The organism is Achromobacter sp. 46006 (assembly GCF_059761975.1).
On sequence record NZ_JCBANN010000004.1, the window covers coordinates 89,357 to 105,537 of the forward strand.

At 67.9% G+C, this 16,181-nt stretch carries 12 protein-coding genes and 1 pseudogene; 4 read left to right on the top strand and 9 right to left on the bottom strand.

Going from position 1 to position 16,181, the window contains the following annotated elements; translation table 11 throughout:
- Positions 1-49: 49 nt before the first annotated feature.
- The 3 genes from AC6LKG_RS03630 to AC6LKG_RS03640 all read right to left on the bottom strand — a co-directional run bounded on the left by AC6LKG_RS03630 (position 50) and on the right by AC6LKG_RS03640 (position 3,344).
- Positions 50-643 (bottom strand): C40 family peptidase, encoded by a 594-nt coding sequence (locus AC6LKG_RS03630; protein WP_498162790.1) that lies wholly within the window; start codon positions 641-643, stop codon positions 50-52.
- A 212-nt stretch (positions 644-855) separates the two neighbouring features.
- Complete coding sequence (locus tag AC6LKG_RS03635) at positions 856-2,937, bottom strand: TonB-dependent receptor (RefSeq protein WP_498162792.1); 2,082 nt, start codon at positions 2,935-2,937, stop codon at positions 856-858.
- A gap of 59 nt (positions 2,938-2,996) precedes the next feature.
- Positions 2,997-3,344 carry a hypothetical protein gene (locus AC6LKG_RS03640; RefSeq protein WP_498162794.1) on the bottom strand — a complete coding sequence of 116 codons (348 nt, stop codon included), beginning with the start codon at positions 3,342-3,344 and terminating at the stop codon, positions 2,997-2,999.
- Positions 3,345-3,567: 223 nt separating this feature from the next.
- Here AC6LKG_RS03640 and AC6LKG_RS03645 point away from each other — a divergent pair, with 223 nt between their 5' ends.
- Together AC6LKG_RS03645 and AC6LKG_RS03650 are read left to right on the top strand one after the other, a co-directional pair.
- The gene (locus AC6LKG_RS03645; RefSeq protein ID WP_498162796.1) at positions 3,568-5,067 is read left to right on the top strand and encodes an AMP nucleosidase; all 1,500 of its coding nucleotides are present in this window, start codon (positions 3,568-3,570) and stop codon (positions 5,065-5,067) included.
- A 161-nt stretch (positions 5,068-5,228) separates the two neighbouring features.
- Positions 5,229-6,812 (top strand): amino acid permease, encoded by a 1,584-nt coding sequence (locus AC6LKG_RS03650; RefSeq protein WP_498162798.1) that lies wholly within the window; start codon positions 5,229-5,231, stop codon positions 6,810-6,812.
- A gap of 96 nt (positions 6,813-6,908) precedes the next feature.
- Here the strand turns inward: AC6LKG_RS03650 and AC6LKG_RS03655 are convergent, their stop codons facing one another.
- The 3 genes from AC6LKG_RS03655 to AC6LKG_RS03665 all read right to left on the bottom strand — a co-directional run bounded on the left by AC6LKG_RS03655 (position 6,909) and on the right by AC6LKG_RS03665 (position 8,863).
- Positions 6,909-7,193 carry a helix-turn-helix domain-containing protein gene (locus AC6LKG_RS03655; RefSeq protein ID WP_498162800.1) on the bottom strand — a complete coding sequence of 95 codons (285 nt, stop codon included), beginning with the start codon at positions 7,191-7,193 and terminating at the stop codon, positions 6,909-6,911.
- On the bottom strand, positions 7,190-7,351 hold the full coding sequence (locus tag AC6LKG_RS03660) for a hypothetical protein (RefSeq protein ID WP_498162801.1): 162 nt from the start codon (positions 7,349-7,351) through the stop codon (positions 7,190-7,192). The genes AC6LKG_RS03655 and AC6LKG_RS03660 overlap by 4 nt, the downstream gene beginning before the upstream one ends.
- A gap of 582 nt (positions 7,352-7,933) precedes the next feature.
- Positions 7,934-8,863, bottom strand: a complete 930-nt coding sequence (locus AC6LKG_RS03665) for a YicC/YloC family endoribonuclease (RefSeq protein WP_498162802.1) — start codon at positions 8,861-8,863, stop codon at positions 7,934-7,936.
- A gap of 178 nt (positions 8,864-9,041) precedes the next feature.
- Here AC6LKG_RS03665 and rph point away from each other — a divergent pair, with 178 nt between their 5' ends.
- Positions 9,042-9,776 carry a ribonuclease PH gene (gene rph / locus AC6LKG_RS03670; protein WP_498162804.1) on the top strand — a complete coding sequence of 245 codons (735 nt, stop codon included), beginning with the start codon at positions 9,042-9,044 and terminating at the stop codon, positions 9,774-9,776.
- Between the two features lie 144 nt (positions 9,777-9,920).
- Here rph and AC6LKG_RS03675 read toward each other — a convergent pair whose 3' ends face one another.
- Both AC6LKG_RS03675 and AC6LKG_RS03680 read right to left on the bottom strand, forming a co-directional pair.
- Positions 9,921-11,291, bottom strand: a complete 1,371-nt coding sequence (locus AC6LKG_RS03675) for an MmgE/PrpD family protein (RefSeq protein ID WP_498162906.1) — start codon at positions 11,289-11,291, stop codon at positions 9,921-9,923.
- On the bottom strand, positions 11,288-12,448 hold the full coding sequence (locus AC6LKG_RS03680; RefSeq protein ID WP_049073513.1) for an acyl-CoA dehydrogenase family protein: 1,161 nt from the start codon (positions 12,446-12,448) through the stop codon (positions 11,288-11,290). Before AC6LKG_RS03680 ends, AC6LKG_RS03675 begins: the two co-directional genes overlap by 4 nt.
- A 233-nt stretch (positions 12,449-12,681) precedes the next feature.
- On the opposite strand from AC6LKG_RS03680, the pseudogene AC6LKG_RS03685 reads away from it, so the two are divergent.
- Positions 12,682-14,115, top strand: a pseudogene (locus tag AC6LKG_RS03685) (methyl-accepting chemotaxis protein); the annotation flags it as partial.
- A 150-nt stretch (positions 14,116-14,265) separates the two neighbouring features.
- Here AC6LKG_RS03685 and AC6LKG_RS03690 read toward each other — a convergent pair.
- On the bottom strand, positions 14,266-16,122 hold the full coding sequence (locus tag AC6LKG_RS03690; protein ID WP_498162806.1) for an EAL domain-containing protein: 1,857 nt from the start codon (positions 16,120-16,122) through the stop codon (positions 14,266-14,268).
- Positions 16,123-16,181 lie beyond the last annotated feature (59 nt).

Genomic DNA, 16,181 nt, shown 5'->3' on the forward strand with positions numbered 1-16,181 from the left:
GGGCTGGGCTCCTTCCAACGTCAGCACAGCGCACAGTGCGACGGCTGTTTTACTTCTGCGCCAGCATCTGGCCCTTGGCCGTATCGATGTAGCTGCGCGCGCCGAGATAGCGCTTGGACCAATACGGATTCTTCATCTCGTCAACGCGCACCTTGGCGCCTCGGCGAGGGGCGTGCACGAATTTGTCCTGGCCGATGTAGATGCCCACGTGCGAGGTGATGCCGCGCCCGCGGGTGGCGAAGAACACCAGGTCGCCGGGCTTGAGCTGTTTCTTGTTGTTGACCGTATCGCCCTGGGTGCGCTGCTGGCGCGCGGTGCGCGGCAGTTCCAGGCCGGCGATCTCGCGAAACACGTACAGCACCAGGCCGCTGCAGTCGAAGCCCTCGGCGGCGTCGTCGCCGCCCCAGCGGTAGGGCGTGCCGATGGCGGCCAGGCCGGCTTGCACCACGCGTTCGCGCAGGGTGGGCACGGTGGGTTCCTGCGCCAGGCTCAGGCCGGACAGGGTGGCGCGGGCTTGTTCGGAGGGGATGGACGCCTGGGCGGCGCCGGGTAACCAGGAGAACGTCAGGGCCAGCAGGGGCGCTGACAGCAAAGCGGGGAGGCGGAAAAAGGCAAAGCGGGCTTTTCGCGTAGGCGGCGTCATTACGTCACTTCAGGAATCGGAGTGGGCGGCATGGCTTTGTCCCGGGGGGACAAGCCGGCGGAAAGGGGGCAGGGGAGGCTTGAGCTTCACGAACTGCCATCGCATTGTAATGGAATAAAGTTTCATTACATTTGTAGTGCAATGCAGCATTCTCCCGTCCCGCCCGTTACCTCATTCCGTCAGGAAAAGGTAACGGGCGCCAGGCGTGGGGCTTAGAAACTGCCGCGCAGGCCGACCATCACGGCGCGGCCGCCCTCGGGAGCGACGTCGCGCAGCACCGAGGTGGCATAGCGGATGTCCTGGTTGGTCAGGTTGATGCCGCGCACGTAGGCCTGCCATTGCACCGCCGCAACCTTGAAGCGGTAACCGGCGTTGGCGTCCAGGCTGTAGTAGCCGGCGGTGGCTGTGTCGTTGTCCGGGCGGCTGTGTTGGGCGAAGGCCTTGGATACGCTGACGCCGGCGCTGTAAGGCCCATAGCCGTAGTCCAGCGCCACGCGCAGGCGCAGCGGCGGGATGCGCGGCAGCGAACGGCCGGTGTCGCTGTTGCGGGCCACCGTGTAGTCGCCAGACAGGCCCAGGTCCAGCTTGTGGCCGCCCGATTGCAGCAGGCGCGTGCTGCTTTCGGCTTCCACGCCGTACAGGCGCGCGGACACGCCCTGGTAGCGGGCCTCGGGCAAGGCGCCGTCATCGCCGGCCGCGACCAGGTCGCCGTCATCGTTGCGGAAACGGCCGGTGTTCATTTCGGCCAGGTAGTTGGAGAAGCGGCTGTAGAACACGCCGATGCTGGCGCTGTCGGCGTCCTTCTTGTAGCGCAGCGACAGGTCGCCGGACCAGGCGCGTTCCTTGGCCAGATTCTGATCGCCCACCAGGTATTGGCCGGTGGCGGCGTGCGGGCCGTTGGCGTACAGCTCGTAGAAGGTGGGCGCGCGCTCGGTGTAGGCGGTGTTGGCGGCCACCGACCAGGCGCTGTCCAGCTTGTAGATGCCGCCCAGCGAGAAGCTGCCGGCGGTGAAGGTGCGGCGGTTGGAGCCGTCGAAGCGTTCGTTGCCGCCGCCGCCCGGCGTCAGGCGGGTGTGGTCGGCGCGCGCGCCGGCGCTCAGCGTCAGACGCTCGTTGATCTTCCATTCCTCCAGCGCGAACAAGGCGACGGAATCGGTGTCGGTGGTGGGCACCAGCGCTTCGTCGCCCAGCGCCGAGAAGCGTGTCTGACCCAGTTGCAGGCCGACCACGCCGCGCAGCGGTCCGATGTCGGCGTGGCGGGCCTCGATGCGAGCCTCGTAGCCGCGGTTCTTGAAGATGGTGCCGGTTTCGCCGTCCTCGATTTCCTTGTGCTGGTAATCGGTGTAGGCGAAGTTCATCTTGACGCTGGTGAACAGGCCTTCCAGGTCGCGCAGCTCGCTGGCGAAGCCGAAGCGTTCCTGGCGCATCCTGATGCGCACGTCCGGCTCGGCCACCGAGCCGTAGTTCGAGTCGTAGCCGCTGTAGGACAGGCCGGCGTAGCCGCGCTCGCCGGTCCAGGACATGCCGAGCGCGCCGCCGCTGGCCTGGCCGTCGCTGTTGGGCAGGGTGCCGCGCGGCTGGTCCCGGTCGGGGCCGTCGATCGCGCGTTGCTGTGAAGTGCGGGCGTAGCCGGGAATGCGCAGGTCGCCGGTCTTGCGGCTGAAGGCGTCGGCGTGGATGGCGAAGTTGCCGTCGCCGCCTTCGAGCTGGATCGCGCCGTTGCGGTCGTTGTTGGCGCCGCCGTAGCTGCCGGCGACGTCGCCGTGGATGCCGTCGATGGGTTCGGTGGGGATGCGGTTGTCGATGGTGTTGACCACGCCGCCGATGGCGCTGCCGCCGTACAGCAGGGCGGCCGGGCCGCGCAGGATTTCGACGCGGTTGGTGGTCAGTGGGTCTTGCGGCACCGCGTGGTCGAACGACAGCGACGAGGCGTCGAGCGAGCCGACGCCGTTGTTGAGCAGGCGGATGCGGTCGCCGTCCATGCCGCGGATGATGGGGCGGCCCACCATCGGGCCATAGGTGGTGGTCGACACGCCGGGCAGGCCATTGACGGTTTCGCCCAGGTTCGAGGCGCGCCGCAGGTCCAGGCCGTTGCCTTGCAACACGGTGGATGGCGAGGCCAGCGCCTCGCTGCCGAGCGGATTGGCGGTGATGACCACGGGCGACAGCATGGGGGAGTCGGCGGCGGCCTGGGCGAGGGCGGCTTGCGGCAGGGCCAGCAGGCAGGCGATGGCGAGCGGGCTGGGGGCAAGGACGCGCAGAGGCGTCCCGGCGCGGGAAGAGACGAAAGGCATGGTGACAATCCTGGTTGCCGGCCGCGGCGCGGCGGCGGTTGAAATCGGGAGTGAGGATTTCAGGCCGCGGCGGGCGGGGCGCGCGATTGGAACCAGGTGCTGGCGATAAGGGTGGCGCCACTGGGCGACTGCGTGGCAGGCGCCACGCGCGGGGCGCTGCCGCCGACGACGGCAAACGAGGCCGGCAACGTGGCGTCGAGCAGATCCCAGATATGGCAGAGATCGCAGTGGCCCGTTTTGTCGGGCGTGTGGGCCGCGTCCTGGCTGGCGTCGGGCGTGCCCGACAGGTGCGACAGGGTGTGCCGGGCGCCACCCAGCGGCGCCAGCAGCAGGCAGGCGCACAGCCATGCCAGCGCGGCCCATCGGGCCAGGCTGGGAGGGGGGCGGAGGCGGGCGGCCGGCGGCATGATCAAGGGAATCGCGAAAAAACGGAATGATATATTGTTTCTATTCTTGTGGCGATGACCGCGCTGTGCTTGGCGCCGTGCCGGGCGCGCGAATATGACACTTCATCAAGTCCTACGCTCGGGCATAATCGGTGCCATCGGCCTCCCGGCCTGATCGCCGGGCGCCACCGCTGGCGGCAAGGTCATAAGAAAGCAGGACCATAAGAAAGCGGAGTCAAGCTCAATGATGAATGCAGTACACCCTTTGTCCTCGATGAACCGGCCCGAGGCGATCCCATTCGAGCCTTACCATGACGCGGTGGCGGCGGTCGACCGTCTGGTCGAGATATACGCCCGCAACACGGCCTTCCTGCGGGCGGCGTTCCGCGAGGTCCTGAAAGGGTCGGGCAACGGCCATGACCGGGCCCGCGCCTACTATCCCGCGATCCGTATCCGGGTCGAAACCTACGATCCGATCGACACCCGACTGTCCTATGGCCACGTGGCCGAGCCCGGCGTCTACCAGACCACCGTCACGCAACCGACGCTGTTCCGCGATTACCTGATCGAGCAGGTCGGCCAGTTGCTGCAGAACCACCGGGTGGCGGTGGAAGTGGGCGAGTCCGATGCGCCGATCCCGCTGCATTTCGCCTTCCCCGAGGGCGCCTACGTCGAAGGCGAGCATCTGGAGGCGCTCAAGCGGCCGTTGCGCGATCTGTTCGACGTGCCCGACCTGGCGGTGACCGACGACGCCATCGTCAATGGCTCGTGGCGCGGCAAGGAAGGCGAACCCAAGCCGCTGGCGCCCTTCACGGCGCAGCGGGTCGACTATTCCTTGCACCGGCTGCAGCACTACACCGCCACGGCGCCGGCGCATTTCCAGAATTTCGTGCTGTTCACCAACTACCAGTTCTACGTCGACGAGTTCTGCGCCCGCGCCCGCGCGCTGATGGCCAGCGGCAACGAGGACTACGAGATGCTGGTGGAGCCGGGCAACCGCATCACCCGCCGCGGCGAATCCGGCCCGGCCGACGACGGCCAGGCGCAGCGCCTGCCGCAGATGCCGGCCTACCATCTGGTGCGCGGCGACCATTCCGGCATCACGCTGGTGAACATCGGCGTGGGGCCGTCCAACGCCAAGACCATCACCGACCACATCGCGGTGCTGCGCCCGCACGCCTGGCTGATGCTGGGCCACTGCGCCGGCCTGCGCGATTCGCAGCGCCTGGGCGATTACGTGCTGGCCCACGGCTATGTGCGTGAGGACCACGTGCTCGATGACGACCTGCCCACCTGGGTGCCGGTGCCGGCGCTGGCCGAGGTGCAGGTGGCGCTGGAGCAGGCGGTGGAAGAGGTGGCCGGGCTGTCCGGCTGGGATCTCAAGCGCATCATGCGCACCGGCACGGTGGCGACCATCGACAACCGCAATTGGGAATTGCGCGACCACGTCGAGCTGGTCGAACGCTTCGCGCAGTCGCGCGCCATCGCGCTGGATATGGAATCTGCGACCATCGCCGCCAATGGCTTTCGCTTCCGGGTGCCCTACGGCACGCTGCTGTGCGTATCGGACAAGCCGCTGCACGGCGAACTGAAGCTGCCGGGCATGGCCAGCGCCTTCTACCGGCGCCAGGTCAACCAGCACCTGGAGATCGGCATCCGGGCGCTGGAGCGCCTGCGCGGCATGCCGCCCGAGCGGTTGCATTCGCGCAAGTTGCGCACCTTCATGGAAACGGCGTTCCAATAATCCCGTGGCGAAGGGTTTCCCGGGCGGGGACGGATCCTCGCCTGCCCCCGGCGGTTTCGACGGCCGGGGGCAGTTGCGCTATGCTCGCGCGTTGCCTGGAAATCCCATGGCGCCCGCGGACACAATCCGCGGGGGCTTTTTCGCTCTGAAGGAACACGATTTTGGCATTATCGGAACACGACCCGCAGCACGACCGCGGCGAGAAAGGGACGGCGGAACCGTCTGAATTGCGCCGCGCGCTGTCGGCGCGTCATCTGACGATGATCGCGGTGGGCGGCTCCATCGGGACCGGCCTGTTCGTGGCTTCCGGCGCCACCATCGCCCAGGCCGGCCCGGGCGGGGCATTGCTGGGCTATGTGCTGATCGGCGTGATGGTCTACTTCCTGATGACCAGCCTGGGCGAGCTGGCGGCGGCCATGCCGGTGTCGGGATCGTTCTCGACCTACGGCGCGCGCTATGTCGAGGAAGGCTTCGGCTTCGCGCTGGGCTGGAACTACTGGTACAACTGGGCCGTCACGGTGGCGGTGGACCTGGTGGCGGCGCAGTTGGTGATGGCGTACTGGTTTCCCGACGTGCCGGGGGTGTACTGGAGCGCCTTGTTCCTGGCCATCACCGTTGGCCTGAATGCGCTCTCGGCGCGCGGCTTCGGCGAGGCCGAGTTCTGGTTCGCGCTGATCAAGGTGATCGCGGTACTGGCTTTTGTTGCCATGGGTGTGATGATGCTGCTGGGCATCATCCGCGGCGGCGAGGGCGGCGGCGTGGCCAACTGGACGACGGGCGACGCGCCCTTCGCCGGCGGCTTCGCGGCGCTGATCGGCGTGGCGATGGTGGTGGGCTTTTCGTTCCAGGGCACCGAACTCATCGGCATCGCGGCCGGCGAATCCAAGGACCCCGCGCGCAATCTGCCGCGCGCCGTGCGCCAGGTGTTCTGGCGCATCCTGCTGTTCTACGTGATGGCGATCCTGGTCATCGGCCTGTTGATTCCCTATACCGATCCGCACCTGCTGCGCAATGAAGTCACCGACATCAGCGTCAGCCCGTTCGCGCTGATCTTCGAGCGCGCCGGCCTGCTGGCTGCGGCATCGGTCATGAACGCGGTGGTGCTGACTTCGGTGCTGTCGGCCGGCAACTCGGGCATGTACGCGGCTACGCGCATGCTCTACAGCCTGGCGCGCGATGGCAAGGCGCCGCGCATTTTCGGCCGCGTGGCGCGCAACGGCGTGCCGCTGTGGGCGTTGCTGGCGACCACCGTGGTGGCGGCGCTGTGCTTCTTTTCGTTCATCTTCAGCCCCAAGGCGGTGTATATCTGGCTGTTGAACACCTCCGGCATGACCGGATTCATCGCCTGGCTGGGCATCGCCATCAGCCATTACCGTTTTCGCCGCGGCTACGTCAAGCAGGGCCGCAGCCTGGCCGATCTGCCCTATGTGTCGCCGTTCTTCCCGTTCGGCCCGATCTTCGCTTTCGTGCTGTGCCTGGTCATCACGCTGGGCCAGAACTACCAGGCTTTCCTGGAACAGCGCATCGACTGGGGCGGCGTGGCCGCCACCTATATCGGCATTCCCCTGTTCCTGCTGATCTGGCTGGGCTACCGGCTGGCCAAGGGTTCGCGCTTCGTCAGCTACAGGGACATGACGTTCCCGGACGCCCGGGCGCGCAGCGCCTACCTGGATTCGGCACTGCGCGGCGAGCCCGCCACGGTCGGGCCGGAAACGGCGCCCACACCAAGTACTGGCGGCCGCTGAAATGCGGGTTCCCCCGTTGTCCTGGTAACGACGAACGGCGCCGAGGCAGCGGGTCGCCGACAGCCCGCACGAGCAGAAGCGCTACAACCGTTCAACTTACGCCAGTGCTTCCATCACCGCTTCGGGGTTCCGTTCAATCACGTTGAGCAATACCAGCGCCGGGCCTCGCGGAGAGCGGTCACCACGTTCCCAGTGCCGCAACGTCGCGGTGGAAAAGCCGAATCGGGCGGCGAATTGCTCCTGGGTCATGCCCACTTTGGCTCGTACCGCCTTGACGTCGACTTGACGGGGGCGGTGCACGCGCACGCCCCGGGTATCGCCCTCGGCATGGGCGATCGCTTCGCGCAGGCCCTGCTTGATGTTGTTGAATGTGCTGGTCATGATTGCGCTCGCTGGTTCCAGAGGCTCGTCAAGACGTCGACCAGACTGGCAAGATCATTGCGCTCGGCCTTGGTCAGATTGCCTTTGTCGCCTTTGGCAAAGAGCGTCAGCAGATATAAGGGCATCTGGTCATCGTGATAGTAGTAAACGACGCGCACGCCCGCGCGCTTGCCGTGGTCGCCGCGGCGCCAGCGCAGCTTGCGTACGCCGCCCCGTGGCTTCCATGATGTCTCCGGCCTTGGGATTCCCCGCCAGATAGTCGATAAGGTCTTGGCGTTCCCGCTCGGTCAGAAGCTTGTCGGCCAAGCGAATATAAGAGGGCAGCTCGACAAGGCCGTGCATGACTTCGCGTGAGTCCTATCCTAATCCATTGGATTAGCTGATACAAGAGCAACTGGCATTGTATGGATAGGCGGCGGGCCGATCGGCGGGCCTGAGACCAATTCGTCATCCCTTTTTGGGCGAGCAGCCAATGTCGGTGGCAAGCCCGGGAGCATGGGGGCGGTCCGCCCCGCTGACAAGCGTGTTCTACGTTGGCGCGCCGGCGGTGCGGCCCACAGTGCGCTGCAAGGCTTCAGCGCACGTTCCGCGACATAGGAGGCGGCAGGAGGAGGTTGATCATCCGGACTGCCGGTCAAAGCAGGGCCGAAGCCCTGCCATTTGCGGCGCTCGGTGTCGGGGCTCGGCCAAGCCGAAGGGACAAAGATCGGCAATCCGGATGCGTGAGTCTTGCGGACCCGTCACTCGATGTTCTGCGCCTGTTCCCGCATCTGCTCGATCAGCAGCTTCAGGTCCATGGCGGCGCGGGTGACGTCCATGCTGCCGGCCTTGGAGCCCAGCGTATTGGCCTCGCGGTTCATTTCCTGGAACAGGAAGTCCAGGCGCTTGCCCGCGCTGCCGGCGTTCTTCTTGCCGGCGGCCTTGCCGCCGCCATCGGTCAGCAGGTGGCGCAGTTCCTCCAGGTGCGAGCGCAGGCGCGACAGTTCCTCGGCGACGTCGATACGCAGCGCGAACAGGTTGGCTTCCTGCGACAGGCGTTCGGACAGCTCGGCGCCGGAAATATGCGTGAAGCCGCCGGGGAACGCGGTTTCGACGCTTTCGCGCAACTTGGAAGCGAGCTTGTCGCGATGGTCGGCGAGCAGTTGCGGCAGATGGTGCTGCACCTGGTCGACGATCGCCGCCACGCCGTCGGCGCATTCGCGCATCATGCCGGCCAGCCGTTCGCCTTCGCGCGCGCGTCCATCCTGCAACTGCTTGAGCGCTTCCTGGGCGGCCTGCATGCAGGCCGCGCCCCAGACCTGGGGGTCGAGCGCGTCGTTGGCGCGCTGGCCGGGCCAGTTGAACAGCTCGACCAGGCGCGGCGCGGCGATGTCGGGCAGGACGCGGCGCGCGGCCTGCAGTTGTTCGGCCAGGGTTTCGAGCCAGGCGGGGTCCAGCTTGGACAGGTCGGCGCTGACGTTGCGGGTGTAGGACACGCGGATCTCGACCTTGCCGCGCGCCAGTTGCGCCGTCAGCAGTTCGCGCAGCGGCGTCTCGACGTGGCGCAGCTCGTCGGGCAGGCGGAAATAGAGGTCGAGGAAGCGGCTGTTGACGCTGCGCAGTTCCAGCGCCAGCGTGCCTTGTTCCAGGTCTGCCCGGGCGTTGCCGAAGGCGGTCATGCTGCGAATCATGGTGTCGATATCCTGTTGCTTGCTTTGGATCGGGCCGCGCCGGTTCCGCCGGTCCGCCGTGCGCGGACCCGGGCGGGTATATGCGGCCCGTGTATCGCGGCAGGATACTCCAAACCCGGCCGGGGCATCGATCCCAGCCCGTACAATGCGGCCAACCGAATCTGATTGGAGCCTTGCCATGACCACTGCCACCGCCATCGCCCGCCCGTCGGGCCGCGCCGTCGACGAACTGCGGCCGTTCAGCCTGGAGCGCGGCTTCACGCGCTACGCCGAAGGGTCGGTGCTGGTGAAGGCCGGCAACACCCACGTGCTTTGCACCGCCAGCGTGCTGGAAAAGGTGCCGCCGTTCCTCAAGGGCAAGGGCGAGGGTTGGGTCACGGCCGAGTACGGCATGCTGCCGCGCGCCACCCACACCCGCGGCGACCGCGAGGCCGCGCGCGGCAAGCAGAGCGGCCGCACCCAGGAAATCCAGCGCCTGATCGGCCGCAGCCTGCGCGCCGTGTTCGACATGCGGGCGCTGGGCGAGCGCACGCTGCATCTGGATTGCGACGTGCTGCAGGCCGACGGCGGCACGCGCTGTGCCAGCATCACCGGCGCCTGGGTGGCGGCGTCCGACGCGGTGGCGCTGCTGATGCAACGCGGCGACCTGGCCGTGAACCCGATCCGCGACGCGGTGGCGGCGGTGTCGGTCGGGTTGGTGCAGGGCCGTCCGGTGCTGGATCTGGACTATGAGGAAGACTCGGCCTGCGACGCCGACGTCAACGTCATCATGACGGGCGGCGGCGCCTTCGTGGAGGTGCAGGGTACGGGCGAGGGCGCGACCTTCACGCGCGCCGAACTGGACGCGATGCTGGGCCTGGCCGAGAACGGCATCGCCGGCTTGGTGCGGGCGCAGCGGGCGGCGCTGGCGTAAGCGACGGGGGACGCTTCGGCTCGGGCATGCATCGCGGCCCGGGGCGGAAATGGCGCCGCGCGCGCCAAACAGAACGGGATCACGGCCGAGCGCGGCGTGATCCCTTTTTTGGTTTGCCGGCGCCCGCGCCGCGGGCGCGGGGTCTCAGGGCAGCAGGGCGCCTACCTTGCCGGCCCGCTCCAGGTCCCAGATCGTTTTGATCAGGCCGCGCAGCTCGGCCTCGGTGGCGGCGTCGGCATAGCGGCCCAGGCTCAGCGTCTTGGTTTCGATCTCGTCGCGCGACAGGGTGTTGCCGGGATCGCCCTTGGGTTCGTCGACGCGGCCGTGCAGCACGCGGCCGTCGCGGGTATGCACCGTGACCTTGCCGATCCAGCGCTGCGGATAGGCGCCGTCGACTTCCGCATCCAGTTCCATCGTGACCCGGCCTCGGAAGTCGGCCACCGCCGGATCGTCCAGCGCGGCGTCGAATTCAGGCAGGCCGGCGCGGCCCCGGCGCGCGATCAGGCCCAGCACCGTGCCCATCGAGAACTTGGACTGGTGCACCGTGCGCGGATCGACCACCGGCCCCAGCACGTCAATGGCGCCCTGGTGCACGTGCGCCACCACGCGCGCGATATCGCTTTCGGCCAGCTTGTGTTCGCGCAGCACCTGTTGCAGCGCGTCCGCCGCCGGATGGGTGTGGCGGCACGACGCATGGAACTTGAACGAGGTTTCGGCCAGCGCCCAGCGCGCGCCCAGGCGGTCGGTCAGGCGCGCCGGGTCGGCGTCGCTCGACATGCCGGCGGCCATGCCCTGCGGGCCTTCGAGGATGTGGCGCGCGCCGGTGAAGCCTCCCTGTGCCAGATAGGCCGCGGCGATGCCGTTGGCGGCGGCGCGGGCGGTATGCAGTTGCTTGGAATCGGCGGCGTCGCGCAGGAATTCCCACAGGCCGGCGGCCTGGGTGCCGGCCGAGCCGAAGGCGTCCAGCATGGCGGCGGGCGACAGGCCCAGCAGGCGGCCGGTGGCCGCGGCGGCGGCCAGCGTGCCGGCGGTGCCGGTGGTGTGGAAGATCTTGTAGTGCGAGCGGCCCAGGAATTCGCCGACGCGGATGCCGACTTCGTAGCCGGCCACGGCCGCCACCAGCAGGTCGCGGCCGCTGCGGCCCAGCGCCTGGGCCACCGCCAGCACCGGCGGGAACACCACGGCCGCGGGGTGGAACACCGACCCGTTGTGCACGTCGTCCTGCTCGACCACGTGGGCGGCGGCGGCGTTGACCATGGCGGCGAACACGGGCGAGGTGCGGCGCCGGTTGATCAGGATCTCGCTGGGGCCATCGGCCGGCCCCATGGCGGCGGCGTAGCGCTCGATGGCCAGCACCGGGCGCGACGCGGCGCCCGCCAGGATCGAGGCCAGGCAGTCCAGCAGCAGGTCTTCGGCGCGCCGCAGCACCGGGGCGGGGATGTCCTCGAAGCGCAGGTTGGCGGCGAAGGCGGCGAGGGTGGCGCTGGGGTGGGAGGTGTCGGGGGTCATGGTCAGAAGGAGCGCGGCAGGCCCAGGATGTGTTCGGCGACGTAGGACAGGATCAGGTTGGTCGAGATCGGCGCGACCTGATAGAGACGGGTCTCGCGGAACTTGCGCTCGACGTCGTATTCGGTGGCGAAGCCGAAGCCGCCGTGGAACTGCAGGCAGGCGTTGGCGGCCTCCCAGGAGGCGTCGGCGGCCAGCAGCTTGGCCATGTTGGCCTGCGCGCCGCAGGGCTCGTGGGCGTCGAACAGGCGGCAGGCCTCGTAGCGCATCAGGCTGGCGGCCTCGACGTTGATGTGGGCGCGGGCGATGGGGAACTGCACGCCCTGGTTCTGGCCGATGGGGCGGCCGAACACCATGCGTTCCTTGGCGTAGGCGGTGACCTTGTCGACGAACCAGTAGCCGTCGCCGATGCATTCGGCGGCGATTAGGGTGCGCTCGGCGTTCAGGCCGTCCAGGATGTACTTGAAACCCTTGCCTTCCTCGCCGATCAGGTTGTCGGCGGGGATCTCGAGATTGTCGAAGAACAGCTCGTTGGTCTCGTGGTTGACCATGTTGGGGATCGGGCGGATCGACATGCCGTGCTTGACCGCCTCGTGCAGGTCCACCAGGAAGATAGACATGCCCTCGGACTTGCGCGTGACCTGGTCCAGCGGCGTGGTGCGCGCCAGCAGGATCATCAGGTCGGAATGCTGCACCCGCGAGATCCAGACCTTCTGGCCGTTGATGACGTAGCGGTCGCCGCGGCGCACGGCGGTGGTCTTGATCTTGGTGGTGTCGGTGCCGGTGGTGGGTTCGGTCACGCCCATGGACTGCAGGCGCAGTTCGCCGGCGGCGATGCGCGGCAGGTATTCGCGCTTCTGGGCCTCGGAACCATGCCGCAGCAGGGTGCCCATGTTGTACATCTGGCCATGGCAGGCGCCGGAGTTGCCGCCGCTGCGGTTGATTTCTTCCATGATGACCGAGGCCTCGGTCAGGCCCAGGCCGGAGCCGCCGTATTCCTGGGGAATCAGCGCCGCCAGCCAGCCGGCCTCGGTCAGGGCGCGCACGAAGGCGTCGGGGTAGCCGCGTTCTTCATCGACCTTGCGGAAGTATTCGGCGGGGAACTGGGCACACAGGTCGCGGACGGCTTCGCGGATGTCCTGGTAGGCATGGGAGGCTTGAGGCATGGAATGGGCTGCGATGTCTAGGGTGAAATGGAATTCGGGACAGCATCGAATGTGCCGCAAGCGGCCGGGCCTGCCAATTCACAATTGATTAATACCGGGTTCCTGTTCGCAAAAGCGCATTTGTGTGACGGCCGTACGTCATGTGCCCCCCCGGGATGTGTCAAGAAATTGCCAAACTGCATCCCCATAATCGCCCCGATACGCCTAGGTGGCGATGCAACAGACGGATGGATATGCGGAAAAATCTCAGGGTGACGACGGCGGTTTCCGCCATTCTGGCGGTGTTCGTGGTGCTGTTCGCGCTGGCGGCGGCGGCCGGCATCTACGTGCTGCGCGAGAACCGTGCCGACATCGAAGCGCTGGGCCGGGGCAGCATCGAGCGCGCCAGCGACCTGTCGGACATGACCAGCCGCCTGTTCCAGGCGCGGGCCGCGCTGACCGACGCCAAGACCGCCATGGAGGGCGGGCTGGAAGAGGCCCGCGACCAGTCGCTGAACCACGCCGACGCGCTGCTCAAGCAGGCCGCCGCCAGCCTGGCGCGGCTGCGCGCCAATCCCGACACCAGCGCCGAGGGCGCGCCGTTGTTCGACCAGGCGCTGGCGGCCTATGCCGCTTTCGCCGACCAGACGCTGGCGCCCATGTTCAAGGCCATCAAGGGCTGGAACGGCATCGAGGTCAACCGCCTGGTGGACAAGGTGTTGCCAGTCTCCGGCTCGACCTATGTCAGGCAGGCCGACGCCTACCAGGCCTATGCGCGCCAGCAGGGCCAGGCGGCAGTGGCCGGCGCCAGCCAGACCATGCAGCGCGTGACCGTGGTGGCCGTCGCGGTGCTGGGCTTGGTGCTGGTGCTGGCGGTGCTGATCCGGCTTGGCTTTCGCCGCCGCATCCTGCGGCCGCTGAACGAGGCGGGCGCGCATTTCGACCGCATCGCCGACGGCGACCTGACCGGGCACATCGCCGTCCATGGCGACAACGAGATCGGCGTGCTGTATTCGGCCATGCGGCGCATGCAGACCGGCCTGTCGGCGGCGGTGGCTTCGGTGCGCCATGGCGTGGAAGAGATCCACACCGGGTCGGGCGAGATCGCGGCCGGCGGCGCCGACATGTCCGACCGCACCGCGCGCCAGGCCGGTTCGCTGCAGGAGGCCGCGGCCAACATGACGCAACTGGCCCACACGGTGCAGATGACCGCCGGCAACGCCGACCTGGCCAGCCGCCAGGCGCTCAGCGCGACCCAGTTGGCCCAGCGCGGCGGCCAGGCGGTGCAGGAAGTTGTGACCAGCATGCAGGGCATCGCCGACAGCGCGCGCCGCATCGGCGAGATTGTCGGCGTGGTGGACAGCATCGCCTTCCAGACCAACATCCTGGCATTGAACGCGGCGGTGGAAGCCGCCCGCGCCGGCGAGCAGGGCAAGGGCTTCGCGGTGGTGGCGGGCGAGGTGCGCTCGCTGGCCCAGCGCAGCGCGCAGGCGGCCAAGGAGATCAAGGGCTTGATCGAGGATTCGACCTCGCGCGTCGAGGCCGGCGTGCGCCAGGTCAACCTGGCCGGCGACACCATGCGCGACATGCTGACCTCGGTCGACCGCGTGACCCAGATCGTGGCGGAAATCTCCAGCGCCACGGCCGAGCAGGCGGCGGGCATCGCCTCGGTCAATGACGCCGTGGCCGATATCGAACGCGCGACCCAGGAGAACGCCGCAATGGTCGAGCAGACCGCCGCCGCGGCCGCCGCGCTGGAACAGCAGGCCCAGGGCCTGCAGCGCGCGGTGTCGGTCTTCCAGATCGCCCGGGCGGCGCAGGCCGACGCCGGGCAGGCGTCAGGGCATGAGCTGCGGCAGGGCGCCGCCGCTGTAGCGCTCGGTCACCAGCGACAGGTTCCCATGCTTGACCTTGTGCTTGACATGGGCGGCGGCCGACGCGATGTCCTCCGGGCGGATGCGCTCGCATAAGGACGGGGTGACGGTCAGCGCGCCGACGCCCAGCGTCACGAACGGGAAGAAGCGCGGCACGCCGTAGCGATCCTCGGCCTCGATGCCGCCGTTGCGGCGGCCTTCGTCGTCATACAGGTCGATGGCGCGCTCGTTGAACTCGGCAATGACGCGCTGGATGCGCTCGTTCCAGTCGGGGCTGCGCAGCAGCACCACGAAGTCGTCGCCGCCGACGTGGCCGACGAAGTCGCGCAGGGGGTCGCAATGGCGCTTGATGACATCGGCGGTCAGCATGATCATGTCGTCGCCGCGCCAATAGCCATAGACGTCGTTGAACGGCTTGAAGTTGTTCAGGTCGCCATAGCAGATGGTGAAATCGGCGGCGTCCTCCAGCAGCGTGGCGATGTGCCGGCTGATGGGGATGTTGCCCGGCAATGACGTCAGCGGATTGGCGTAGCGCGCGGCCTCGATGCGCATCTCGGTCACCGAGCGTACCAGTGTCTCGCCGGTGGCCAGGCCGTCGTAGCGGCCGTCGCGGGTGATGATCAGGCCGTCCATCAGGTAGCGCTGGTCTTCCGAGATCAGCACGTGGCTCAACTGGTCGATCGACACATCCAGATCGACCAGCACGGGCTCGGCGTTCATGAAGGTCGAGCAGGCGTCGCGGCCGAACAGTTCGCGCGTGTAGCGCTGCGCGTAATGCTCGGAGAAATCGCGGCGGTTGATGATGCCGACAGGCCGGTTGTCGCCATCGACCACGGCCATTGCGTGCAGGTTCTTGTGCTCGATGAAAAGGCGGTGCACATCGTCGTTGGTGTGCTTGTTCAGCAGTGCCGCCGGGGCCTCGACCCGCAGGCTGGCGGCGGTGCCGCCGGCCGAGCGTTGCGACAGGGGGGCCGGCGCGCGTACCCGCAGCGAGTCGCGCAGCGGCGGAGTCAGTTCGGTCAGCAGCGCCTCTTCGGGGCGGCCGAGCAGCCAGCCCTGGGCGTAGCGGATCTCCAGGTCGCGCACCACCGCCAGGTCCTCGGCGGTCTCGATGCCCTCGGCGACGATGGCGGTGCCCAGGTACTGGGCCACCTTGAGAATGGCGCGCACCATGTTCTGTTTGCGGTCATCCTGGCCGATGCCGTGGAAGAAATAGCGGTCGATCTTGACCAGGTCCGGCTGCATCTCGGCCCACAATTGCAGGTTCGAGTTGCCCACGCCGTAGTCGTCCAGCGCGATGCGCATGCCGTGGTCGCGCAGGCAGGCGAAGGCGCTGCCCAGCGTCGCCATGTGTTCGGACAGCGGGTCCTGCTCGGTCAGTTCGACGATGATGTTGGACGGCGCCAGTGTGCAATCCTTGAGCAGGCGCTGCGGCATTTCGTCGCCCCACAGCGTCCAATAGTGGATCAGCGCCGAGCCCGACAGGTTCAGGAACAATTTGCCGGCGGCGGCGTGCTGGTGGAAGCCCTGGGCGCCGGCGCGGAAGCTGGCCAGCTCCAGTTGGGGGTGCAGGCCCTGGCGGCGGGCTTCGGCGAACAGGGCGTCGGGAAAGTGCAGGGTCGTGTCGACAGGGCCGCGGATCAGGCTTTCATGGCCATAGATGCGGCTGTGCGACAGATCGATGACTGGCTGAAAGCGAGGCCGCAGCAGCCGTTCGCGCAGAATGCCCGCCAGGCTGACCGGGGCGGGCGCGGCGGCGCCGTTGGACAGAGGGGGCGCGCTGGCCGCGTCCGGCCGGGGCAGAGCGTGAGGTGGGTTCATCGCCGGGGCGTTGAGATACGATCAGTGACAAGATTGGCCATATTGACTATGAAATATTT

Bases quoted from the DNA above. Each gene is read 5' to 3' on its own strand.
- AC6LKG_RS03645 (WP_498162796.1), top strand. From the start codon at position 3,568: ATGATGAATGCAGTACACCCTTTGTCCTCGATGAACCGGCCCGAGGCG.
- AC6LKG_RS03630 (WP_498162790.1), bottom strand. From the start codon at position 643: ATGACGCCGCCTACGCGAAAAGCCCGCTTTGCCTTTTTCCGCCTCCCC.
- rph (WP_498162804.1), top strand. From the start codon at position 9,042: ATGACCACTGCCACCGCCATCGCCCGCCCGTCGGGCCGCGCCGTCGAC.
- AC6LKG_RS03690 (WP_498162806.1), bottom strand. From the start codon at position 16,122: ATGAACCCACCTCACGCTCTGCCCCGGCCGGACGCGGCCAGCGCGCCC.
- AC6LKG_RS03640 (WP_498162794.1), bottom strand. From the start codon at position 3,344: ATGCCGCCGGCCGCCCGCCTCCGCCCCCCTCCCAGCCTGGCCCGATGG.
- AC6LKG_RS03655 (WP_498162800.1), bottom strand. From the start codon at position 7,193: ATGACCAGCACATTCAACAACATCAAGCAGGGCCTGCGCGAAGCGATC.
- AC6LKG_RS03665 (WP_498162802.1), bottom strand. From the start codon at position 8,863: ATGATTCGCAGCATGACCGCCTTCGGCAACGCCCGGGCAGACCTGGAA.
- AC6LKG_RS03635 (WP_498162792.1), bottom strand. From the start codon at position 2,937: ATGCCTTTCGTCTCTTCCCGCGCCGGGACGCCTCTGCGCGTCCTTGCC.
- AC6LKG_RS03680 (WP_049073513.1), bottom strand. From the start codon at position 12,448: ATGCCTCAAGCCTCCCATGCCTACCAGGACATCCGCGAAGCCGTCCGC.